The sequence below is a fragment of the Streptomyces sp. NPDC007346 genome, from assembly GCF_040703535.1.
In the GTDB taxonomy this organism is placed as follows: Bacteria; Actinomycetota; Actinomycetes; order Streptomycetales; family Streptomycetaceae; genus Streptomyces.
Genome location: NZ_JBEYKR010000090.1, coordinates 1 through 21699 on the forward strand (window position 1 = coordinate 1; position 21699 = coordinate 21699).

Annotated in this window: 24 protein-coding genes and 5 tRNA genes; 5 read left to right on the top strand and 24 right to left on the bottom strand. The window is 71.0% G+C overall.

Features of this window, described 5'->3' with window-relative positions:
* From AB0917_RS22280 to AB0917_RS22320, 9 genes are all read right to left on the bottom strand, one after another.
* The coding region (locus AB0917_RS22280) for a DNA-formamidopyrimidine glycosylase family protein (protein ID WP_366821368.1) at nt 1-414 on the bottom strand (414 nt) is incomplete at its 3' end.
* Nucleotides 415-556: 142 nt separating this feature from the next.
* Complete coding sequence (gene rnc, locus AB0917_RS22285; protein WP_366821369.1) at nt 557-1381, bottom strand: ribonuclease III; 825 nt, start codon at nt 1379-1381, stop codon at nt 557-559.
* Nucleotides 1382-1400: 19 nt separating this feature from the next.
* On the bottom strand, nt 1401-1574 hold the full coding sequence (gene rpmF, locus AB0917_RS22290) for a 50S ribosomal protein L32 (RefSeq protein ID WP_003965982.1): 174 nt from the start codon (nt 1572-1574) through the stop codon (nt 1401-1403).
* A 2-nt stretch (nt 1575-1576) separates the two neighbouring features.
* A complete protein-coding gene (locus AB0917_RS22295) occupies nt 1577-2191 on the bottom strand; it encodes a DUF177 domain-containing protein (RefSeq protein WP_366821370.1) in 615 nt (204 codons plus the stop codon).
* 235 nt (nt 2192-2426) lie between these two features.
* Complete coding sequence (locus AB0917_RS22300) at nt 2427-3572, bottom strand: cell division initiation protein (protein WP_366821371.1); 1146 nt, start codon at nt 3570-3572, stop codon at nt 2427-2429.
* A 99-nt stretch (nt 3573-3671) separates the two neighbouring features.
* Nucleotides 3672-4151 (bottom strand): pantetheine-phosphate adenylyltransferase, encoded by a 480-nt coding sequence (gene coaD / locus AB0917_RS22305; RefSeq protein ID WP_366821393.1) that lies wholly within the window; start codon nt 4149-4151, stop codon nt 3672-3674.
* 26 nt (nt 4152-4177) lie between these two features.
* A complete protein-coding gene (rsmD, locus tag AB0917_RS22310) occupies nt 4178-4762 on the bottom strand; it encodes a 16S rRNA (guanine(966)-N(2))-methyltransferase RsmD (protein ID WP_366821372.1) in 585 nt (194 codons plus the stop codon).
* 212 nt (nt 4763-4974) lie between these two features.
* On the bottom strand, nt 4975-7197 hold the full coding sequence (gene recG, locus AB0917_RS22315) for an ATP-dependent DNA helicase RecG (protein ID WP_366821374.1): 2223 nt from the start codon (nt 7195-7197) through the stop codon (nt 4975-4977).
* A gap of 59 nt (nt 7198-7256) precedes the next feature.
* The gene (locus AB0917_RS22320; protein WP_366821375.1) at nt 7257-8981 is read right to left on the bottom strand and encodes a DAK2 domain-containing protein; all 1725 of its coding nucleotides are present in this window, start codon (nt 8979-8981) and stop codon (nt 7257-7259) included.
* A 267-nt stretch (nt 8982-9248) separates the two neighbouring features.
* On the opposite strand from AB0917_RS22320, the gene rpmB reads away from it, so the two are divergent.
* Entirely contained in the window at nt 9249-9434 is a 186-nt protein-coding gene (gene rpmB, locus AB0917_RS22325; protein ID WP_019762972.1) for a 50S ribosomal protein L28, read from the top strand.
* Nucleotides 9435-9580: 146 nt separating this feature from the next.
* Here the strand turns inward: rpmB and thiD are convergent, their stop codons facing one another.
* Together thiD and AB0917_RS22335 are read right to left on the bottom strand one after the other, a co-directional pair.
* A complete protein-coding gene (gene thiD, locus AB0917_RS22330; protein ID WP_366821376.1) occupies nt 9581-10390 on the bottom strand; it encodes a bifunctional hydroxymethylpyrimidine kinase/phosphomethylpyrimidine kinase in 810 nt (269 codons plus the stop codon).
* A 26-nt stretch (nt 10391-10416) separates the two neighbouring features.
* Nucleotides 10417-11388: a thiamine-phosphate kinase gene (locus AB0917_RS22335; RefSeq protein ID WP_366821377.1), complete on the bottom strand. Its 972-nt coding sequence runs from the start codon at nt 11386-11388 to the stop codon at nt 10417-10419.
* A gap of 240 nt (nt 11389-11628) precedes the next feature.
* On the opposite strand from AB0917_RS22335, the gene AB0917_RS22340 reads away from it, so the two are divergent.
* Entirely contained in the window at nt 11629-11862 is a 234-nt protein-coding gene (locus tag AB0917_RS22340) for an Lrp/AsnC ligand binding domain-containing protein (RefSeq protein ID WP_366821378.1), read from the top strand.
* 180 nt (nt 11863-12042) lie between these two features.
* On the opposite strand, the gene AB0917_RS22345 is transcribed toward AB0917_RS22340, so the two are convergent.
* From AB0917_RS22345 to AB0917_RS22355, 3 genes are read right to left on the bottom strand one after another with little or no spacing between them, the layout of a single operon-like run.
* Nucleotides 12043-13218, bottom strand: coding sequence for a D-alanine--D-alanine ligase family protein (locus AB0917_RS22345; protein WP_366821379.1), 1176 nt, complete (start codon nt 13216-13218; stop codon nt 12043-12045).
* 34 nt (nt 13219-13252) lie between these two features.
* Nucleotides 13253-14263, bottom strand: a complete 1011-nt coding sequence (locus tag AB0917_RS22350; RefSeq protein WP_366821380.1) for an NAD(P)H-dependent glycerol-3-phosphate dehydrogenase — start codon at nt 14261-14263, stop codon at nt 13253-13255.
* On the bottom strand, nt 14260-15012 hold the full coding sequence (locus AB0917_RS22355) for a lysophospholipid acyltransferase family protein (RefSeq protein WP_366821381.1): 753 nt from the start codon (nt 15010-15012) through the stop codon (nt 14260-14262). The genes AB0917_RS22350 and AB0917_RS22355 overlap by 4 nt, the downstream gene beginning before the upstream one ends.
* Before the next feature lie 201 nt (nt 15013-15213).
* Here AB0917_RS22355 and cofC point away from each other — a divergent pair, with 201 nt between their 5' ends.
* The gene (gene cofC / locus AB0917_RS22360; protein ID WP_366821382.1) at nt 15214-15858 is read left to right on the top strand and encodes a 2-phospho-L-lactate guanylyltransferase; all 645 of its coding nucleotides are present in this window, start codon (nt 15214-15216) and stop codon (nt 15856-15858) included.
* 10 nt (nt 15859-15868) lie between these two features.
* Entirely contained in the window at nt 15869-16072 is a 204-nt protein-coding gene (locus AB0917_RS22365) for a hypothetical protein (RefSeq protein ID WP_366821383.1), read from the top strand.
* 103 nt (nt 16073-16175) lie between these two features.
* On the opposite strand, the gene AB0917_RS22370 is transcribed toward AB0917_RS22365, so the two are convergent.
* From AB0917_RS22370 to leuC, 4 genes are all read right to left on the bottom strand, one after another.
* The gene (locus AB0917_RS22370) at nt 16176-16838 is read right to left on the bottom strand and encodes an HU family DNA-binding protein (RefSeq protein ID WP_366821384.1); all 663 of its coding nucleotides are present in this window, start codon (nt 16836-16838) and stop codon (nt 16176-16178) included.
* A gap of 142 nt (nt 16839-16980) precedes the next feature.
* Nucleotides 16981-17208, bottom strand: coding sequence for a hypothetical protein (locus AB0917_RS22375; protein WP_015611645.1), 228 nt, complete (start codon nt 17206-17208; stop codon nt 16981-16983).
* 104 nt (nt 17209-17312) lie between these two features.
* Complete coding sequence (leuD, locus tag AB0917_RS22380; RefSeq protein ID WP_366821385.1) at nt 17313-17906, bottom strand: 3-isopropylmalate dehydratase small subunit; 594 nt, start codon at nt 17904-17906, stop codon at nt 17313-17315.
* Nucleotides 17907-17908: 2 nt separating this feature from the next.
* Nucleotides 17909-19336 (bottom strand): 3-isopropylmalate dehydratase large subunit, encoded by a 1428-nt coding sequence (leuC, locus tag AB0917_RS22385; protein ID WP_366821386.1) that lies wholly within the window; start codon nt 19334-19336, stop codon nt 17909-17911.
* A 173-nt stretch (nt 19337-19509) separates the two neighbouring features.
* On the opposite strand from leuC, the gene ndgR reads away from it, so the two are divergent.
* Complete coding sequence (gene ndgR / locus AB0917_RS22390; RefSeq protein WP_003966003.1) at nt 19510-20226, top strand: IclR family transcriptional regulator NdgR; 717 nt, start codon at nt 19510-19512, stop codon at nt 20224-20226.
* 175 nt (nt 20227-20401) lie between these two features.
* Here the strand turns inward: ndgR and AB0917_RS22395 are convergent.
* From AB0917_RS22395 to AB0917_RS22420, 6 genes are all read right to left on the bottom strand, one after another.
* A tRNA-Glu gene (locus AB0917_RS22395) sits at nt 20402-20474 on the bottom strand.
* A gap of 20 nt (nt 20475-20494) precedes the next feature.
* Nucleotides 20495-20566 (bottom strand) — tRNA-Gln (locus AB0917_RS22400).
* 12 nt (nt 20567-20578) lie between these two features.
* A tRNA-Glu gene (locus tag AB0917_RS22405) sits at nt 20579-20651 on the bottom strand.
* Nucleotides 20652-20711: 60 nt separating this feature from the next.
* Nucleotides 20712-20784: transfer RNA gene (locus AB0917_RS22410), tRNA-Glu, on the bottom strand.
* A gap of 28 nt (nt 20785-20812) precedes the next feature.
* Nucleotides 20813-20884, bottom strand: a tRNA-Gln gene (locus AB0917_RS22415).
* 88 nt (nt 20885-20972) lie between these two features.
* A complete protein-coding gene (locus AB0917_RS22420; protein WP_366821387.1) occupies nt 20973-21692 on the bottom strand; it encodes an HAD family hydrolase in 720 nt (239 codons plus the stop codon).
* Nucleotides 21693-21699: the final 7 nt, after the last annotated feature.

The window sequence follows — 21699 nt, forward strand, 5'->3', positions numbered from 1 at the left end:
CTGTGCTTCACTCGCCTGAACCCCGAGCGTGTGGCGAGCCAGTTGAGCGCGTTGCTGCGGGCAGAGGATGTGCGTTGATGCAACTGGCCTTTGTGGCGCGTCGTCGAACCGCATCCGGATCCGCAGGTGCTTCTCGTCGGGCGCGTCCGTGGGCTGCACCAGCAGCTGTCCGCTCATGCCGAGGTGGCCCAGCAGCGAGGAGGCGGCCTCGTCGATCGGCACCCAGAGGTACTTGCCGCGCCGCATCGCCGTACCGAAGCGGACCCCGCGCAGCCGGGCCGCGAAGTCGGGGCCGCCCGCGAGATGCCGGCGGACCGAGCGCGGGTGCAGGACCTCGACGTCGGTGACGGTACGGCCGCTGACCCAGCGCTCCAGGCCCCGGCGTACGACTTCGACCTCGGGCAGCTCGGGCACGGTGGACCACTCCAGACACGACGACGGTGGTACGGGGGCGCGGAACCGGCTCCCCGGAACGTACGGGAGGCCCGGCACGGGCACCCCTGGGGCAGGGAAAACCCCCCGGTGCGCGAGGCACCGAGGGGTTCACAGTTGTGCTTCAGGCCGGAGCCGCGTCCGTCTTCGGCGACGGTTCGACAGGGGTGTCGGCGGCCCCTCCGTCGGCCGCGGACTTCTCCGCGGCCTGCCGTGCCTCAGCGGCGGCGCTGATCTCGCGCCAGGCGGACTCCGCCGCCTGCTGCTCCGCTTCCTTCTTGCTACGGCCGGTGCCGGTGCCGTACGAGACACCACCGACGCGAGCAGCAGCAGTGAAGGTCTTCTCGTGGTCCGGGCCGGTCTCCGTGACGAGGTACTCGGGGACTCCGAGGCTCTCGCTCGCGGTGAGCTCCTGGAGACTGGTCTTCCAGTCCAGGCCGGCGCCGAGGTTCGAGGACCTGTCGATCAGCGGGTCGAAGAGCCGGTGGACCAGCTCCGAGGCCGCGCTGAGGCCCTGGTCGAGATAGACCGCGCCGATCACTGCTTCCAGTGTGTCGGCGAGGATGGAAGCCTTGTCCCGGCCACCCGTGCCCTCTTCACCGCGGCCGAGCCGGATGAAGGAGCCGAGTTCGAGGCCGCGGCCCACTTCCGCAAGCGCACGCGAGTTGACCACCGCGGCCCGCAACTTGGCCAGCTGGCCTTCGGGCAGGTCGGGGTGGGTGCGGTACAGCGTGTCCGTGACCACCAGGCCGAGCACCGAATCCCCGAGGAATTCGAGCCGCTCGTTGGTGGGCAGGCCGCCGTTCTCGTACGCGTACGAACGGTGGGTCAGCGCACGCACCAGAAGGGCGGACTCGAGGTGATACCCGAGCCGCCCTTCCAGAAGCGTGTGGGACGAGGCTGTGTTGACGTTGTCTGCCTGCTTCTTGGCGCTGGACAACTCAGACATCGGGCCTCTCACCAGCCGCTCAGACCTCGAGGACCTGGCGCTTGTTGTAGGTGCCGCAGCTCGGGCACGCAATGTGCTGGAGCTTCGGCTCCTGGCAACGCTCGCACGAAACCAGGGTGGGGACCGCAGCCTTCCACTGCGACCGGCGGTGGCGCGTGTTGCTGCGCGACATCTTCCGCTTCGGAACAGCCACGGCTACTTCTCCTGCTTCTCGTCGACGCCCGGTTCGGCGCCGCCCATGTTGTCCTTCTCGCCGTCCTGAACGGTCTCGGCGAGTCCTTGCAGTGCCGCCCAACGGATGTCGACGGCGTCGTGGTGGTGGCCCGGGTTCTCGTCCAGCCTGATTCCGCATTCGGAACACAGACCGGCGCAGGTCTCCTTGCACACCGGCTGCATGGGCAGTGCGAGCACTACCGCGTCACGCAGCACTGACTCGAGGTCGAACAAGCCGTCCTCGAGGAAGAACCTGTCCTCGTCGTCCTCGGCGTCGTCGGCCGGGTCCGCCGCACTGCTGCGGCCCCGGTCATCGGCGTCAGGGTACGAGAACATCTCCTGGAAATCCGCGTCGACCTCAATGGTCAGCGGCTCCAGACACCTTACGCACTCCCCCTGGGCGGTTGCACGGGCGGTGCCTGTGACAAGCACCCCTTCCATGACCGATTCGAGTCGGAGGTCCAGCTCCAGGGGCGCGCCTTCCGGCACGCCGATGACGCCGTCGATACCGAGAACCGGTGAACCGGGTGCGTCCACCGTGCGGGTCAGCCGCTTCAGGGCACCTGGACGCCGACCCAGCTCGCGCGTATCGAACACGAGAGGGTTGCGGTGGTCGAGGTGGCCGTTCAGGGCGTTTCCTGCTTTCGAATCATGGGGGGTCGTGCGCCAAAAGGGAGGGCCGTCTACGGTCCGGAGTCAAATCGTCCCGATTCGTAGACGAAACGGGCAGCCGAGATCGCGGACCTATGTGCGACCGAGGATTCAGGATACTGGACGGACCGCTCAGCACCCAATCGGACCGGTCCGGCCCGAGGTCGGCGGCCCTGGGCGGTCAGCGGCCCTCTTCGTAGCGGCGCAGCTGTTCCAGGTCGATCATGCTGGTGTCGAAGAGGCTGGTCTCGTCCAGCGCGCCCTGGCCCTGCTGGGCGGGCACCTGGGGCTGCTGCCATCCGTAGTCCGGCTGGGCCTGCGGCGGCTGGGACGGGTACGGGCCGGGGTCGTAGGCGGGCTGCTGGTAGGCCGCGTACGGGTCCGGGACCTGCTGGTAGCCGTAGGGGTCCTGGCCGGTCTGCGTGGGCTGCTGGGACTGCTGCTCCTGGTAGCCGTACGACGCCTGCGCGTACTCGGCCTGTCCGTACTCCGCCTGCGCGTAGCCCGGCTCGGCCTGCGGCGGCCGGGGCGGGTACTCCGGCTGCTGCTCCTGGTAGAGCGGCTGCTGAGGCGCCTGCTGCGGCTCGGGGGTCGCGAGGTCGGCGAGGCCGGCCAGGTAGTCGGCGTCGCTGGTGTGGCCCTGGGCGCCCGCCGCGTCCTGGGCGGCCATGTGGGCCCCGAGGTCGTCGGAGGCGACCCGGCCGTGCAGCTTCTGCCGGCCGCGGCCGACCGCCTCCAGGGTCTTGGCGAGCACCGCCTCGAAGGCGCCGAACTTGGCGTCCACGTACGCGTCGGCCCGCTGCTTGAGCGTCTCGGGGTCGGCGCTGCGCTCGGGGGCCTCGGCGAAGTCCGGGTCCTGGTAGCCCTGCTCGTCCAGGCCCTGGCCACGGCCGAGCAGCTTCTCGCGGCCACGGTCCACGGAGCCGATGGTCTTGGTGAGGACGACCTCGAAGTTGGCGAGCTTGCTGTCGACGTAGTCGTCGGCCTCGGCCCGCACCTCGTCCGCCTCGCGGCGGGCCTCGGAGAGGATCCGGTCGGCCTCGCTCTGCGACTGGCGGGCGATCTCCGTCTCGGCGATCAGCGAGGAGCGCTGGGCGTGGGCGGACTGGATGATCCGCTCGGCCTCCTGCCGGGCCTGCTCGGCGAACTGCTCCTGGCCGCCGATCAGCTCCTGGGCGTGGGCGAGCGAGCCGGGCAGGGCCTCGCGCACCTCTTCGAGCATGGCGAGCAGCTCGGCGCGGTTGACCACGCACGAGGCCGACATGGGCATGGCGCGGGCGTTCCCGACCGCTTCGACGATCTCGTCGAGCTTCTTCTGCACGTCCACCGTGTGCTCGCCACTCTCTGCTGCTCTGTTGGAGACGGACGGGACGACTGTAAGGCCAGTCGACGGCCGCCCGACACCTGGTGACGCCCCGTCAGGGATTCAGCGCTCCTCCAGCCGCCCGGTGAGCGCCTCGTGGACCGCCGGCGGCAGCAGGTGGGAGACGTCGCCACCCCAGGTCGCGACCTCCTTGACCAGCGAGGACGACAGGAAGCTGTACGTCGGATTGGTCGGCACGAAGAGCGTTTCGACGCCCGAGAGACCGTTGTTCATCTGGGCCATCTGGAGCTCGTAGTCGAAGTCGCTGACGGCCCGCAGGCCCTTCACGATCGCCGGGATCTCCCGCTGCTTGCAGAAGTCGACCAGCAGGCCGTGGAAGGACTCCACCTCGACGTTGCCGAAGTCGGCGGTGACCTCGCGGATCAGCTCGATCCGCTCGTCCACGGTGAACAGTCCTTTCTTGGACTGGTTGATCATCACCGCGACGTGCACCACGTCGTACAGCTTCGAGGCTCGTTGGATGATGTCGAGATGTCCGTTGGTGATGGGGTCGAAAGACCCCGGACAGACGGCGCGGCGCACTGTGATTCCCTCGCTCTCCGGTCCGGTCATCGTGCGTCTTCGCACGTAGCGGCGGCGCGACCGTACCAAAGCGTTCCCTCGCCGTAGCGACGGGCCCGCAGTGGCTCGAATCCGGCGGGCCAGCCGAATTCTCCGCCCCGGGTGCTGCGTTCCACGGTGACGAGCGCATCGGCTGTGAGCCACCCCTGAGCACGGAGTGTGAGCAGGATCTCGCGAAGATCGTCGTCGGTGACGGCGTACGGCGGGTCCAGGAAGACGATGTCGTACGGGTGGGAGGGCGCCGGTCCTGTCACGGTCTGCTCGGCTTTGCCGGTACGCACCTCGGCGCCGGGCAGGCCGAGGGTGCGGACGTTGTCCCGGACGGTGCGCACCGCCTTCTGGTCGGCCTCGACGAGCAGGGCGTGGACCGCGCCCCGGGAGAGCGCTTCGAGGCCGACGGCGCCCGATCCTGCGTACAGGTCGGCGACGCGGACGCCTTCGAGGGTGCCGAGCAGCGCCTCCCAGGTGGAGAAGAGGCCCTCCCGCGCACGGTCGGAGGTGGGGCGGGTGCCGGTGCCGGGCGGTACGGCCAGGCGGCGTCCGCCGGCCGATCCGGCGATCACGCGGGTCATGGGTGTCGGGTCCTCGGGGTCGGGGGCGTCTACGGGGGCACGCGGCGGGTGCGTGCCGTGCGTCCACGATATGGCGTGCGGCCCGCACCGGCCCGATCGGCGGGACCCCCTGCGCCCTCGCTGCTTGCCTGGATGCTCCTCCCTGCGCCCTCGCTCCTTGCCGTGGTGCCCCCCTGCGCCCTCACCCCCTGTCGAAACACTCCCCCTGCCCCTCACCCCTTGTCGAGATACTCCTCGCGGTCCTTGTCGAGCAGGGCGGACAGCACCGTGCGCAGCTCCGGCAGGTGCTCCAGCTCCGGGTCGGCGGCGACGATCGCGACGGCCTCCTCGCGGGCGGCGGCGATGACCTCCTCGTCGTCGATGACGGTGAGCATCCGCAGCGAGGAGCGCACCCCGGACTGGGCCTGGCCCAGCACGTCGCCCTCACGGCGCTGCTCCAGGTCGATGCGGGAGAGCTCGAAGCCGTCGAGGGTGGCGGCGACGGCGGAGAGGCGGGCACGGGCGGGGCTCGCCTCGTGGGCCTCGCTGACCAGCAGGCAGAGCCCGGGGGCCGAGCCCCGGCCGACGCGGCCGCGGAGCTGGTGGAGCTGGGAGACGCCGAACCGGTCGGCGTCCATGATCACCATGGCGGTGGCGTTGGGGACGTTGACCCCGACCTCGATGACGGTGGTGGCGACCAGGACGTCCACGTCCCCGGCGGCGAACCGGCGCATGACGTCGTCCTTCTCGTCGGGGTGCATCCTCCCGTGCAGCACCTCGACGCTCAGTCCGGCCAGTGCGCCCTTGCGGAGCCCCTCGGCGATCTCCAGCACCGCGAGCGGCGGGCGCTTGTCCCCGTCCTCCTCGGGCGCCGCCTTCTTGGCCTTCGCCTTCTTCCCGCCCTTGCCCTCGGCCTCCTCCGCGTCGTCGCCGATACGGGGGCAGACCACGTACGCCTGGTGGCCGTTCTCCACCTCCTCGCGGACGCGCTCCCAGGCGCGGGCGAGGAAGTGCGGCTTGTCCTTGGCGGGGACGACATGGCTGGCGATCGGGGAGCGGCCGGCCGGGAGCTGGTCCAGGACGGAGGTCTCCAGGTCGCCGAAGACCGTCATCGCGACCGTACGGGGAATGGGGGTGGCGGTCATGACGAGGAGGTGGGGCGGCTGCTTCCCCTTGGAACGCAACGCGTCCCGCTGCTCGACGCCGAAGCGGTGCTGCTCGTCCACGACGACCAGGCCCAGGTCGTGGAAGTGCACCTTGTCCTCGATGAGGGCGTGGGTGCCGATGACGATCCCGGCCTCGCCGGTGACCAGGTCGAGCAGGGCCTGACGGCGGGCGGCCATGCCCATGGAGCCGGTGAGCAGGACGACCTTGGTGCCCCGGTCCGAGCCGCCCAGCATGCCGCCCTCGGCCAGCTCGCCCATCATCTCGGTGATGGACCGGTGGTGCTGCTGGGCCAGGACCTCGGTGGGGGCGAGCATCGCGGCCTGGCCGCCCGCGTCCACCACGGCGAGCATGGCGCGCAGGGCCACCATCGTCTTCCCGGAGCCCACCTCGCCCTGGAGGAGGCGGTGCATCGGGTGCTCGGTGGCCAGGTCGTCGAAGATCTCCTTGCTGACCTTCTCCTGGCCCTCGGTGAGGGTGAACGGGAGCTTGGCGTCGAACGCGTCCAGCAGGCCGTCGGCGACCGGGCGGCGGGCGACGGCGGGCAGCTGGGTGTCCGCGTACCGCCGGCGGGCCAGGGCGACCTGGAGGACGAACGCCTCGTCCCACTTGAGCCGGGCCCTGGCGTCCTCGACGTCCGCCTTCGTCTGCGGCCGGTGCACCTTGAGCAGGGCCTCGGGCAGCGGGGTGAAGCCGCGCCCCTCGCGCAGGGCGGCGGGCAGCGGGTCCACCGCGTCCTGGGCGCTGGGCAGGACGGCGTCCACCGCCTTGGCGATCCGCCAGGAGTCCAGCTGCTTGCAGGCGGGGTAGATCGGCAGCAGCCGTCCGGCGAAGGCGTCCACGGCCTCGGTCGCCTCGTCGGCGTCGGAGGCGTCGAGCAGTTGGTACGTGGGGTGGGCGAGCTGCATCTTGCGGTTGAAGACGGAGACCTTCCCCGCGAACATCGCCTGGCGGCCCGGGAGCAGCTCCTTGTGCGGCTTGTGGACGCCGTGGCCGAAGAAGACCAGCTGGAGGCGGCCGCTGCCGTCGGTCAGGGTGACCTCGAGGCGCTTGCCCCGGCCGTTGTTGAACATCAGGATGCGGGCGTCGGCGACCTGCGCGACCACCGTGACGTGCTCGTCCAGCGGGAGGTCGGCCAGCGCGGTCAGCTTGCCGCGCTCCTCGTACCGCCGCGGGTAGTGGTGCAGCAGATCACCGACCGTGTGCAGGTCGAGGTGTTCGGCCATCACCTTCGCGGTGGCTCCGCCGAGCAGCTTCTTGAGAGGTTCATCGAACGAGGACACGCGATCCATTGCACACCACACCACTGACAACTGTCCGCCGGGCACGACGGCGCGGGAGGGCCGGCCGGCTACTCGACGCCGATCAGCAGGGGGGCGCGCTGGTGTCCGCCCCGGTAGACGACGGTGTCCACGGCGAGGTAGCCCTCGCGTACGTGCTCCTCCAGCACCTCGGCGAGCGCGTCCGGGACGTCCTCGCCCAGGACGAGGGTGACCAGTTCGCCGCCGGCCGCCAGCATCCGGTCCAGCACGGTGCGGGCGGTGGCCGGGACGTCGGCGCCGATCACGGCCACGTCCCCGTCGATCAGGCCGAGGATGTCCCCGGCCTGGCAGACGCCCGCCATGGTCCACGACTGCCGCTCGGCGACGGCCAGTTCGGCGTAGCGGGTGGCGCCGGCGGCGGCGGTCATGGCGACCACGTCCTCGTCGAAGCCGCGGTCCGGTTCGTGGACGGCGAGGGCCGCGATGCCCTGGACGGCGGCGCGGGTGGGGACGAGGGCGACCCTGACCCCCTCGGTCCTGGCCTGTTCGGCGGCGGCCGCCGCGGTGTGGCGCAGGGCCGCGTCGTTGGGCAGGAGCACCACCTCGCGGGCGTGGGCGCGGCGGATGGCGTCGACCAGTTCGCCGCTGGCGGGCGGTTCGCCGGGGCGGGCGATCACGGTGGTGGCGCCGGCCTCGGTGCAGAGCCCGGCCAGGCCGTCGCCGGGGACCACGACGACGACCGCGCGCCGGGCGGGTTCGGCCTGGACGCGGACGTCGTGGCCGCTCTCGGTGGCGAAGTGGGTGATCCGGATCCGGTACGGCCGCCCGGCCTCGACGCCCGCCTCCACCGCCGCTCCGGCGTCGTCGACATGGACGTGGACGTGCCAGAGCCCGTCGCCGCCCACCACGACCAGGGAGTCGCCGAGCGCGTCGAGCCGGGTGCGCAGCCGGTCCACCTGCTCGTCGCGGGCCTCCAGGAGGTAGATCACCTCGAAGGCGGGCCCGCAGCCGGCCGCGTCCTCGGGGCAGTCCAGCGGTCCGTCGGCCGCCGCGATACCGGGGGCCCCGTGCACCGGGCCCACCCCCACCGGAACGCCCCCCACCGGCAGCCCCACCACCGACCCGCCGTCCACCGGAGCGGGCCCCCTCCCGGCCCCGGCGCGAGGCCCCCGTACCGGAGCCTGCCCGGTCACCGCCTCCACCAGCGCCCCCAGCACCGCCACCAGCCCCCGCCCCCCGGCGTCCACCACTCCGGCCCGGCCGAGCACGGCGAGCTGCTCCGGGGTCTTCGCCAGGGCGGCGCGCGCGCCCTCATAGGCGGCGCTCACCACCGCGCGCACCTCCTCCGCCTCGCCCTGCGCGGCCTCGGCGGCCGCCGTGGCGACGGTCAGCACGGTGCCCTCCACCGGGCGGGCGACGGCCTGCCGGGCGGCGGCGGCGGCCCGGGTCAGGGCGAGGCGCAGGTGGGCCGCGTCACCGCCGTCGGTCAGCACCCCGGCCATGCCGCGCAGCAGCTGGGCCAGGATCGTGCCGGAGTTCCCGCGGGCGCCGATGAGGGCGCCGTGCGCCATGGCGCGTACGGCGTCGGCGGTGGCGGGCGTGGTGGTGCCGGTCTCGTGGGCGGCGAACACGGCTTCGACGGCCGCGGCGGCGGACTCGAGCGTCAGATAGAGGTTGGTGCCGGTGTCCCCGTCGGCGATGGGATAGACGTTGATCGCGTCGATCTCCGCGCGCTCCCGGCCCAGTGCCTCCAGGGCCAGTGAGCACCAGGCGCGCACCGCGACGGCGTCCAGATCGTCGGGGAGCTGCGGCACCGATGGTCCTCCTTGAAGCGGCCGTGGCAACGGGCTGCACCGCAGGTTAGCCCGCCTGCCGGGGCCCCTGCCGCGAGCCCGGCCGGGACAGGGGGCGGGAGGGCGGTGGGCCAACCCGTGGTAGTTTCGTATCTCCGAAGCAGGCGTTGTATGCTGCTTCGGTTGCCCGATGAGAGTCGGGCCATTCCTCCGGTACCGCCATTTCATTCAATGATTCCGGCGCGCCGGAATTCACTGTAAGTGCATCTGAAGTCTTTGGAGTGACCCGTGGCTGCCAACTGCGACGTCTGCGGCAAGGGGCCGGGCTTCGGCAACAGCATTTCGCACTCGCACCGCCGTACGTCCCGTCGCTGGAATCCCAACATCCAGCGCGTGCGTGCCGTGGTCGGTCGAACGCCGAAGCGGCTCAACGTCTGCACCTCGTGCATCAAGGCCGGCAAGGTCGCGCGCTGACGTTTCCGTCGTAGCGCAGCCTTCCGGTTGCCCAAAAAGCCGGTCCACCTCGGTGGACCGGCTTTTTGCTGTGCTCAGCCGGCTGCGATCAGTCGGACTGTGCTCATCCGGACGGTGCTCAGCCGGCTGTGATCAGCCGGCCATGGTCATCCGGCCGGCCGGGTCCGCCAGCCGTGGTCGACCGGGCCGATGCCGCCCCCGAGCGGGAATCCGGCCCGGATCGCGCCGGTGACGTACGCCTTCGCGCCCTCCACCGCCGTCGGCACGTCCTGGCCGAGCGCGAGATGCGAGGCGATGGCGGAGGCGAGGGTGCAGCCGGTGCCGTGGGTGTGCCGGTTGTCGTACCGGGGGGCGCGCAGCCAGTGCTCCGCGCTCCCGTCGGTGAGCAGGTCGACCGCCTCGCCGGGCAGGTGGCCGCCCTTGATAAGCGCCCAGCGCGGTCCGAACGCGAGGATCTCCTCGGCGGCCCGGCGCATCTCCTCCTCGCCGGTGACCTGTACGCCGGTGAGCTGGGCCACTTCGTCGAGGTTCGGGGTGGCCACCGTGGCGACGGGCAGCAGCTTCGTCCGTACGGAGTCGAGCGCCTCGGCGGCGAGCAGCGCGTCCCCGTGCTTGGAGACCCCGACCGGGTCGACGACGACGGGGGCGTCGGTCCCGGCGAGGAGTTCGGCGACGGTCTCCACCAAGGCGGCCGAGGCGAGCATCCCGGTCTTCACCGCCTGGACGCCGATGTCGTCGACGACGCTGCGGTACTGGGCGCGTACGGCCTCCACCGGAAGCTCCCACGCGCCCTGGACGCCGAGGGAGTTCTGTGCGGTGACGGCGGTGAGCACGCTCATGCCGTGCACACCGAGGGCGAGCATGGTCTTCAGGTCGGCCTGGATCCCCGCACCGCCGCCGGAGTCGGATCCGGCGACGGTGAGGACGCGGGGCGGTACAGCGGTACGTATGGGCATGGGCAGCAATCTAACGGCCGCGGGAGCTAGTAGGCGTCCTCGATCGCCCCGAAGTGGTCCCAGCCGCCCTTGCTGGTCCAGGGGGCGCCGTCGACGGTGACCTGGGGCAGGGCGGAGGGGTTGAGGACCTCGCCGATCACCTTCCAGCGGGCGGGGAGTTTCGCGTCCGGCGGGAAGGTCGCCACGATCGCGTGGTCCTCTCCCCCGGTCAGCACCCACTGGAGCGGGTCGACGCCGACGGCCTGGCCGATGTCGGACATCTGCGAGGGGATGTCGATGAGCCCCGAGCGCAGATCGATGCGGACCTTGCTGGCCTCCGCGATGTGCCCGAGGTCGGCCACCAGCCCGTCGCTGACGTCGGTCATGGCGGTGGCGCCGAGTCCGGCGGCCGCGGGGCCCGCGTGGTAGGGCGGTTCGGGGCGGCGGTGGGCCTCGACGAAGGCGCGCGGCGAGCGGAAGCCGCGGGCGAGCACGGCGTATCCGGCGGCGGACCAGCCGAGCCAGCCGGTGACGGCGACGACGTCGCCGGGGCGGGCGCCGGACCGGGTGACCGGTTCGTGGTTGCGCAGGTCGCCCAGGGCGGTGATGGCCACGGTGATGGTGTCGCCGCCGACCACGTCACCGCCGACGACGGCCGCCCCCGCCACCTGGCACTCGTCGCGCAGCCCGTCCATCAGCTCGGCGGCCCAGGTGACCGGGAGGTCGGCGGGGACGACGAGACCCAGGAGCAGCGCGGTGGGCACCGCGCCCATGGCCGCGATGTCGGCGAGGTTCTGCGCCGCCGCCTTCCGGCCGACGTCGTACGCCGTCGACCAGTCGCGGCGGAAGTGCCGCCCTTCCAGCAGGATGTCCGTACTGGCCACGACCCTGCGGTCGGGAGCGGCCACGACCGCGGCGTCGTCGCCGGGCCCCAGCCGTACCGCCGGAGTGGTGGTGAGCCGGGACGTGAGCTCTCTGATGAGCCCGAACTCCCCCAACTCGCCCACGGTTCCCTTCACCGAGTCTCACCTCTCATTTATCGCCCCGGACACCCGTCCGGGCCCCCGGTCGCGAGCCGTCACTGCTGTCGGTACCGTCAGGAGAGCTGCCGGTACCGACAAGGGATACGTCAACTTCCGCACTCCGCACGCCACGCTGTGGACGTCATAGGGCCCGTAGGTCTCCCCGTCGCCCTCGGCAACGCGATAACGTGGCGTCCCTTTCCCCCACATGATCCTCGTGGCCGCCCTGGAGGTTCCGTGGTACAGGCGTACATCCTCATCCAGACCGAGGTGGGCAAGGCGTCGATCGTCGCCGAGACCATCTCCAAGATTCCGGGAGTCATCCAGGCAGAGGACGTCACCGGTCCGTACGACGTGATCGTGCGGGCCCAGTCCGAGACGGTCGACGCGCTCGGCCGCATGGTGGTCGCCAAGGTGCAGCAGGTGGACGGCATCACACGCACCCTGACCTGTCCGGTCGTCCACCTCTGACCCCCGTCCGGTGCCGCGCGTGAGGCGCGCTTCGACCACGGTTCTCCGCCCCGGCACCGTGATCCTCCGCGCGCTGACGGGGCGATCGTACTGCGCCGCGGCGCCCCCGGGTCCACGAAGACGGATGCCCCTGCCACGGAGGGCCGGGGCGGCCGTCGCCGCCCCGGCCCTCCGGGTGGGTCAGCGCAGCCCGGTGGAGCGGGTCAACGCGGCCTGGATCAGCCGGTCGACCAGCTCCGGGTAGCTCACGCCGCTCTCCTGCCACATGCGCGGGTACATGGAGATCGGGGTGAACCCCGGCAGGGTGTTGATCTCGTTGATGACGAAGGTGCCGTCCCCGGTGAGGAAGAAGTCGGCGCGCACCAGGCCCTCGCAGGAGGTGGCGTCGAAGGCGGCGACGGCGAGCCGCTGGACCTCGGCGGTCTGCTCCTCGGTGAGCGGCGCGGGCACCAGGCCGGCGGCCGAGTCGATGTACTTCGCCTCGAAGTCGTAGAAGTCGTGCGAGGTGACCGGGGGGATCTCGGCGGGCACGCTGGCGCGCGGCCCGTCCTCGAACTCCAGCACCCCGCACTCGATCTCGCGGCCGCGCAGCAGCGACTCCACGAGGAACTTCGGGTCGTGGCGGCGGGCCTCCTCGATCGCCGCGTCGAGCCCTTCGAGGCCGTCGACCTTGGTGATCCCCATGGACGAGCCGCCGCGGGCGGGCTTGATGAACAGCGGCCAGCCGTGCTCACCGGCGAAGTCCACGATCCGCTTGCGTACGGCGGAGGGGTCGCGGTCCCACTCGCGCGGGCGGACGACCTCGTACGGTCCGACCGGCAGCCCGAAGGAGAGGAAGACGCGCTTCATGTACTCCTTGTCCTGGCCGACGGCCGAGGCGAGGACGCCCGCGCCGACGTAGGGCACACCGGAGAGTTCGAGCAGCCCCTGAAGAGTGCCGTCCTCGCCGTACGGGCCGTGCAGCACGGGGAAGACGACGTCGACCTCACCGAGCGCCTTGGGCACCGAGCCGGGTTCGCTGTAGACGACCTCGCGGCTGCCGGGGTCCACGGAGAGCGTGACGCTGCCCTCGGCGGACTCGGCGAGCTGGGCCACGTCGGGGACCTTGCGGTCGGTGATGGCCATGCGTTCGGGCTCGTCCGCGGTGAGCGCCCACCGGCCGTCCGTCGTGATGCCGATCGGCAGGACGTCGTACTTCGTCCGGTCGATGGCCTTCATGACGGCGCCGGCCGTGACGACCGAGATGCCGTGTTCGGAGCTGCGGCCGCCGAACACGACGGCCACACGCGGCTTACGGCGCTGCTGCTCAGGGCTCTCGGGGCGCTCAGGGCTCTGGGGGAGGTTCTCGCTGCTCATATCGCGATGAGCGTACCTGCTGGTAAAGGAGACGTCAGCGTCGCTCGGCCTTGGCGCTGCGCGACATCAGCTCCTTGACGGCCACGACCGGCGACTTGCCCTCGTGGACGATGGAGACGACGGTTTCCGTGATCGGCATGTCGACTCCGTGCCTGCGCGCCAGGTCGAGGACCGATTCGCAGGACTTGACGCCCTCGGCGGTCTGCTTGGTGACGGCGATCGTCTCCTGGAGCGTCATACCGCGGCCGAGGTTGGTGCCGAAGGTGTGGTTGCGCGAGAGCGGCGAGGAGCAGGTGGCCACCAGGTCGCCCAGGCCCGCCAGTCCGGAGAACGTCAGCGGGTCGGCGCCCATGGCCACGCCCAGGCGGGTGGTCTCGGCCAGGCCGCGGGTGATGAGGGAGCCCTTGGTGTTGTCGCCGAGGCCCATGCCGTCCGCGATGCCGACGGCGAGGCCGATGACGTTCTTCACGGCGCCGCCCAGCTCGCAGCCGACCACGTCGGTGTTGGTGTAGGGCCGGTAGTACGGGGTGTGGCAGGCGGCCTGGAGGCGCTGGGCGACGGACTCGTCGGCGCAGGCGACGACGGCCGCGGCGGGGCGGCGCTCGGCGATCTCCTTGGCCAGGTTGGGGCCGGAGACGACGGCGATGCGGTCGGCGGAGACCTTGGCGACGTCCGCGATCACCTCGCTCATCAGCTTGGCGGTGCCCAGCTCGACGCCCTTCATCAGGGAGACCAGGACGGTGTCGGGCTCCAGGTGCGGGGCCCAGTCCGCGAGGTTGGCGCGCAGCGTCTGGGAGGGCACGACGAGGAAGGCGAACTCGGCTCCGCGCAGCGCCTCGGCGGCGTCCGTGGTGGCGCGGATCGAGGCGGGGAGTTCGATGCCCGGCAGGTAGTCGGGGTTGGTGCGGGTGGTGTTGACGGTCTCGGCGACCTCGGCGCGGCGTCCCCAGAGGGTGACCTCGCAGCCCGCGTCGGCGAGGATCACGGCGAACGCCGTACCCCATGAGCCGGTTCCGAAGACGGCTGCTTTTACGGGGTGCGTCACGTGGATCCCTTTCCCTGCGCCCTGCGCCGTTGTTCAGCACGGGCTTTGCGGTGATCGTAGAGCTCGGCGGGGGCCTTCTCCCCGCGTACGTCCTCCAGCTGGCGGGTGATCGCGGCCATGATGGCCTCGGTCGCCTGCCGCAGCACTTCGGGCGTCGGCTCGACATCGTAGAAGCGGCTGAGGTCGACGGGGGGACCTGCCTGCACCCGCAGCGTCTTGCGGGGGAACAGCCGCAGCTTGTTCTGCCGGGCGTACGGCGGCATCGCCTGGTTGGCGCCCCACTGGGCGACGGGGATGACCGGGGCCTTGGTCATCAGGGCGACCCGGGCGGCGCCGGTCTTGCCGGCCATCGGCCACATGGCGGGGTCGCGGGTGAGGGTGCCCTCGGGGTAGAAGGCGACGCACTCGCCGCGCTCGATGGCGTCGACGGCGGCCCGGAAGGCGTCCAGCGCGTTGGTCGTCTCGCGGTAGACGGGGATCTGGCCGGTGCCGCGCAGCATCATCCCGACGAAGGGGGCGCGGAAGAGGCCGGCCTTCGCCAGGAACCGGGGCACGCGCCCGGTGTTGTACTGGAAGTGGCCGTAGGAGAGCGGGTCCAGATAGGAGTTGTGATTGACGGCGCTGATGAATCCGCCGTCGGCCGGAATGTGTTCCATCCCCCGCCACTCGCGCTTGAACAGAACCACCAATGGCGGCTTGGCGATAACCGCCGCCAGGCGGTACCAGAAGCCGATTCTGCGGCGGGACACTGGGACACCTTCCTCTAAGGACCTCATCGGAACGTCGACCTGCTGCCGGCTACTGACGGTCAAGTCTCGCCCCAGGCCCCTCCTCTGTCGAGAACACCGTACGCCTCACCTGCGGGCCCGGCCCTCCGGGTTGTCGTACCGGCAGGCGAGAATAAGTCCTCATGCCTTCGGAAGGGGGAGATCGCCACGAACACCGACCCGGTGGGGCCCTGGTCCCTGGTCGTCCCGCTGAAGCCGCTCGCGCGGGCCAAGAGCCGCTTGGGGCGGGCGGTGGGCGAGCTCGCCCGGCCCCGGCTGGCCCTGGCCTTCGCCCAGGACACGGTGGCCGCGGCGCTCGCCTGTGCCCGGGTGCGGGATGTGGTGGTCGTCACGGACGACGCGGCGGCCGGGGCGGCCCTTTCCGCGCTCGGCGCGCGGATCGTGCCGGACGTCCCGGCGGCCGGGCTCAACGCCGCGCTGGCGTACGGCGCCCGCTCGGTGCGAGGGCCGGAGCCCGCCGCCCCGGTGGCCGCGCTCAACGCGGATCTGCCCGCTCTGCGCGCCGGGGAATTGGCCCGGGTGCTTGATTTTGCCTCGGCTTTTCCCCGGGCATTTCTCCGGGACGCGGCGGGAATCGGAACGACATTTCTGTCCTGCTCCGGGGGAACGGAATTGCGCCCGGCTTTCGGCGGCCCCTCCGCCGCCCGGCATCTGGCTTCGGGCGCGGTGGAAATAACGCTGCCCGGTGTCGACTCGGTGCGCCGGGACGTGGATACGGGCGAGGACCTGAGGGTGGCCCTGGCCCTCGGGGTGGGGTCCCGCACGGAGCGGCTCGGTCTCGCGCTCCCGCTCACGTCGGACCGATAGGCTGCGGCCCATGCAGGCGACCTCGTACACGTACGACCCCGCGACCCGCACCGGCAGTGTGCTGCTGGACGACGGCACCCCGGTGGACTTCGGCGCCCCGGCCTTCGACGCGGGCGGCCTGCTGCTGCTGCGTCCGGGGCAGCGGGTGCGGATCGAGGGCGAGGGCGAGGGCGCCGCCCTGCGGATCACGCTGGTGACGTTGCAGACGTTCTGAGACGTGTCCGGTGGGCCCGAACAGGCCCCGGACAGCCCGCGGGCCGGGCTCCCCGGAGGGGAGCCCGGCCCGGCGCGTGTGAGAAGCGAGCGGGTGCCCGGTCTCACTTCTTGCGTGCGGTGGCCTTCTTGGCCGTGGTGGTGCGCGCCGTGGTCTTCTTCGCGGGCGCCTTCTTCGCCGTGGCCTTCTTGGCGGGCGCGGTCTTCTTGGCGGTCGCGGTGGCCTTCTTCGCCGGGGTCGCCTTCTTCGCGGCCGGCGTGGCCTTCTTCGCCGTGGCGGTCGCCTTCTTGGCGGTGGCCTTCTTGGCGGTGGCGGTGGTCTTCTTCGCCGGTGCCACGGCCTTCTTGGCGGTGGCCTTCTTCGCCGTGGCCTTCTTGGCGGCCGACTTCTTGGCGGCGGCGGCCTTGACCGTCGTACGGGCGGCGGAAGACCCGCCCGAGAGGCTGCCCTTGGGGGCCTTCTTCACGGCCACATCGTTCTTGGGGAGCTTCTTGGAGCCGCTCACCAGATCCTTGAACCCCTGGCCCGCGCGGAAGCGGGGCACCGAGGTCTTCTTGACCCGGACGCGCTCACCCGTCTGCGGGTTGCGGGCGTACCGGGCGGGGCGGTCGACCTTCTCGAACGAGCCGAAGCCGGTGACCGAGACACGGTCCCCGGCGACAACGGCACGGACGATCGCGTCGAGTACCGCGTCGACAGCGTCTGCGGCCTGCTGGCGGCCGCCGACCTTGTCGGCAATCGCTTCTACGAGCTGCGCCTTGTTCACGTCTTCCCCTTCGGAGACATTGCCAGAACGAAAGTGTTCAGGCTTTTTCGCACGTTAGGCAGATATATACCGCAAATCAAACACGAAACGGGCTAATCACCCTAGTGCCGCAACGAAGTCGACCGATGCGTAGTTCCACGTGTCAGTCACCTTCGGGGAATCGGCCCTCATCGAGGTCCTTCATCAACCGGTCCAGACGCCTTGCCGCGTCCGGGAGATCGTGCTTCGCCGCGGCCGTGACGACCAGCAGCTTCCGGGAGAGCGCCATCCGTACGCTCTCCGGGACTTGCAGTGCACGCACCTTCGCGTGCGCTTCCTTCAGTCGGTCGGCGACTTGACCGTAGAGCTTGAGTTGGCTGTCGCGTTCCATGCACCGATTGTGCCATCTGGGGCGAGTTGTCGCCCGAGGGGGGCTCAACAAGCGACTGCGCCCCCTGCCTGGAGGCAGGGGGCGCAGTCATGGAAAACCGCTGCTCAGGCGTCAATTGTACGCGGCTTGTGGGCAGGCCTGGCTGCCTCGTAAGCCGCGATGTCCGCTTCGTTCTGAAGGGTGAGGCTGATGTCGTCGAGGCCGTTGAGCAGTCGCCAGCGGGCGTTCTCGTCCAGCTCGAAGGCGGCCGTGATGCCCTCGGCTCGGACCTGCCGGGCCTCCAGGTCGACGGTGATCTCGGCGGTCGGGTCGGCCTCGCTCAGCTCCCACAGGGAGTCGACGACCTTCTGCTCCAGGACCACGGTCAGCAGGCCGTTCTTCAGCGAGTTGCCCCGGAAGATGTCGGCGAAGCGGGAGGAGATGACGGTCTTGAAGCCGAAGTTCTGCAGGGCCCAGACCGCGTGTTCGCGGGAGGAGCCCGTGCCGAAGTCGGGGCCGGCCACCAGGACCGAGGCGCCTTGGCGCTCGGGGCGGTTGAGGATGAAGTCGGCGTCCTTGCGCCAGGCTTCGAAGAGCCCGTCCTCGAACCCGTCGCGGGTGACCTTCTTCAGCCAGTGGGCGGGGATGATCTGGTCGGTGTCGACGTTGCTGCGGCGCAGCGGGACGGCCCGGCCGGTGTGTGCGGTGAAGGCTTCCATGGCTATCGGACTCCGGCGGGGGTACGGGTGTCGGACAGGTCGGCGGGCGAGGCCAGATGGCCCAGCACGGCGGTGGCGGCGGCGACCTGGGGCGAGACCAGGTGGGTGCGGCCGCCCTTGCCCTGCCGACCCTCGAAGTTGCGGTTCGAGGTGGAGGCGGAGCGCTCGCCGGGGGCCAGCTGGTCGGGGTTCATGCCCAGGCACATCGAGCAGCCCGCGTGCCGCCATTCGGCGCCGGCCTCGGTGAAGACCTTGTCCAGCCCCTCGGAGACGGCCTGGAGCGCGACCCGGACGGAGCCGGGGACGACCAGCATCCGTACGCCTCTCGCGACTTTGCGGCCGTCCAGGATGGACGCGGCGTTGCGCAGGTCCTCGATGCGGCCGTTGGTGCACGAACCTACGAAGACGGTGTCCACGTTGATCTCGCGCAGCGGCTGCCCGGCGGTCAACCCCATGTACTCCAGGGCCTTTTCGGCGGCGTTGCGCTCCGAGGCGTCCTCGTACGAAGCCGGGTCGGGGACGTGCGCGGAGAGCGGCGCGCCCTGGCCGGGGTTGGTGCCCCAGGTGACGAACGGGGCCAGTTCGGTGGCGTCGATGACGACCTCGGCGTCGAACACCGCGTCGTCGTCCGTGCGCAGGGTCTTCCAGTACGCGACGGCGGCGTCCCACTCCTCGCCCTTGGGGGCGGCGTCGCGACCCTCCAGGTAGGCGAAGGTGGTCTCGTCCGGGGCGATCATGCCCGCGCGGGCGCCGGCCTCGATCGACATGTTGCAGATGGTCATCCGGGCCTCCATCGAGAGCTTCTCGATGGCGGAGCCGCGGTATTCGAGGATGTAGCCCTGGCCGCCGCCGGTGCCGATCCGGGTGATGATCGCCAGGATCAGGTCCTTGGCGGTGACGTCCTCGGGCAGTTCGCCGTCGACCGTGATGGCCATGGTCTTCGGGCGGGCCAGCGGCAGCGTCTGGGTGGCCAGGACGTGCTCGACCTGGCTGGTGCCGATGCCGAACGCCAGCGCGCCGAACGCCCCGTGCGTGGAGGTGTGGGAGTCGCCGCAGACCACGGTGGTGCCGGGCTGGGTCAGACCCAGCTGCGGGCCGACCACGTGCACGACGCCCTGCTCCACGTCGCCGAGCGGGTGCAGCCGTACGCCGAAGTCCGCGCAGTTCTTGCGCAGGGTCTCCAGCTGGGCGCGCGAGACCGGGTCGGCGATCGGCTTGTCGATGTCGAGGGTCGGGGTGTTGTGGTCCTCGGTGGCGATGGTGAGGTCGAGGCGTCGCACCGGACGTCCGGCCTGGCGCAGACCGTCGAAGGCCTGCGGGCTGGTCACCTCGTGCAGCAGGTGCAGATCGATGAAGAGGAGGTCGGGCTCGCCCTCCGCGCGCCGGACGACATGGTCGTCCCAGACCTTCTCCGCGAGTGTCCTACCCATCGCTTTCCCTCCGGCCGGCGTCTTCGCCGGCCCAACTAGAGATTCGGTGCGCCGCCGTCCGGATCCCCTGCGGGGCGGTGGCCGCGGGCCGTTGTGCGGCCACCCGTACAGGTTCGCAACTTCTGCTGAAAATTGAACTTGCGTTTCACAGAGTGAGACGGGAGTATCGTCGTATGGACAACTCTAGCGGCGTCGGCGTTCTCGACAAGGCAGCTCTGGTATTGAGCGCCCTGGAGTCCGGTCCGGCCACCCTCGCCGGGCTGGTCGCGGCGACCGGGCTCGCACGGCCCACGGCCCATCGACTGGCCGTGGCACTGGAACACCACCGGATGGTGGCGAGGGACATGCAGGGCCGGTTCATTCTCGGCCCCCGGCTGTCGGAACTGGCAGCCGCGGCGGGCGAGGACCGCCTGCTGGCCACGGCCGGACCGGTACTCACCCACCTGCGGGACATCACCGGCGAGAGCGCCCAGCTCTACCGCCGGCAGGGCGACATGCGTATCTGCGTGGCAGCGGCGGAACGGCTGTCCGGGCTCCGGGACACGGTGCCGGTCGGCTCGACGCTCACCATGAAGGCGGGCTCCTCCGCCCAGATCCTGATGGCCTGGGAGGAGCCGGAGCGCCTGCACCGCGGCCTCCAGGGCGCCCGGTTCACGGCGACGGCCCTCTCCGGCGTACGGCGGCGGGGCTGGGCCCAGTCGATCGGTGAGCGGGAGCCGGGCGTCGCCTCGGTCTCCGCCCCGGTGCGCGGCCCCTCGAACCGGGTGGTCGCCGCCGTCTCGGTCTCCGGGCCGATCGAGCGGCTGACGCGTCACCCGGGCCGGATGCACGCCCAGGCGGTCATCGACTCGGCCGCGCGGCTGAGCGAGGCCCTGCGCCGCACGGGCTGACGTCCCGCCCGTACTTCTCCCCACTTCCGGAAGGCCGCCCCAGCGCCGTGGCGGCCCTATATCTTGCCCCGCCAACACCGTTGCGACGTGGGCGACTTGGCCCAGGGCCGCCCTGGTCCGGGCAAGCGAGAAGGCCCTCCACCGAAGTGAAGGGCCTTCCCGTACCGCTCTGTTGTACCCCCGACCGGATTCGAACCGGCGCTACTGCCGTGAGAGGGCAGCGTGCTAGGCCGCTACACAACGGGGGCGTGGTTACTGCTGACTTGCGCTGGGCTACCAGGACTCGAACCTAGAATGACGGTACCAGAAACCGTAGTGTTGCCAATTACACCATAGCCCATGGTGTGACAAGTACCCCCGACCGGATTCGAACCGGCGCTACTGCCGTGAGAGGGCAGCGTGCTAGGCCGCTACACAACGGGGGCCCTAGCGATCCTGCATCGAGAACGTGGGTGCGACCCAAGTGTTCTCGCGGGAAGGATCTGTACCCCCGACCGGATTCGAACCGGCGCTACTGCCGTGAGAGGGCAGCGTGCTAGGCCGCTACACAACGGGGGCTTGTCCTGCTGGTCTTGCTTGTACTGCGCTGGGCTACCAGGACTCGAACCTAGAATGACGGTACCAGAAACCGTAGTGTTGCCAATTACACCATAGCCCACTGAAATGCAACCCCTGGAGGGGGTCTCACTTCTGTCTGCGCTTCCCGGCCGGATCTTTCGGCCCGCTCGGGCGGCGCAGAAAGAACATTACCCGAAGGTCTCCGGCGCTCCAAAACGGGTATGGCCCGCCAGCAGCGCGGGGAGCTGGTCGAGCCCGGTGATCCGGACGAGATCCGTCCTCCCGCCCCTGCCCCGCCGGTCGAGCCAGATGCCCCTCAGCCCGGCGGCGACGGCCCCGCTCGCGTCGATGTCCGGCTCGTCCCCCACGTACGCCACCTCGTGCGGCTCCAGCGCGAGCGCCTCGCAGGCCGCGTGGAAGGCGCCCGCCTCCGGCTTGGAGATGCCCAGCTCCACGGCGCAGACCATCGCCTCGAACCGGTCCCGGACGCCGAGGGCGGTGAGCTTGCGGTGCTGGTTGGGGGTGCTGGAGTTGGAGAGGATCGCGTGGCGGTAGTCGGGGGCCAGCCGGTCCAGGACCGGAAGCACGTCCGGGAAGAGCTCCCAGGCGGCCTCGTAGTGGACCAGGTGGCCGGCGAACCAGGCGTCGGCCTCGGCGTCCGCCATGGCCCGCGCGAGGAAGTCCCGCACCCGGTCCCGGCGCTGGCCGAGGAAGTCCGTCTCCCCGGCGGCCACGCGCGCCCAGTGCACGGCGGTGATCGCCTTCCAGGCGGCGAGGGCCTCGTCGACGGACGCGTACGCCTCGGGCAGTCCCGTGCTCTCCAGATGGAGCCGCATACCGGTGTGGTCGGCGCTCGCGTAGTCGAAGAGCGTGTCGTCGATGTCCCAGAGCACGGCTCGGATCGGCATGTACGTC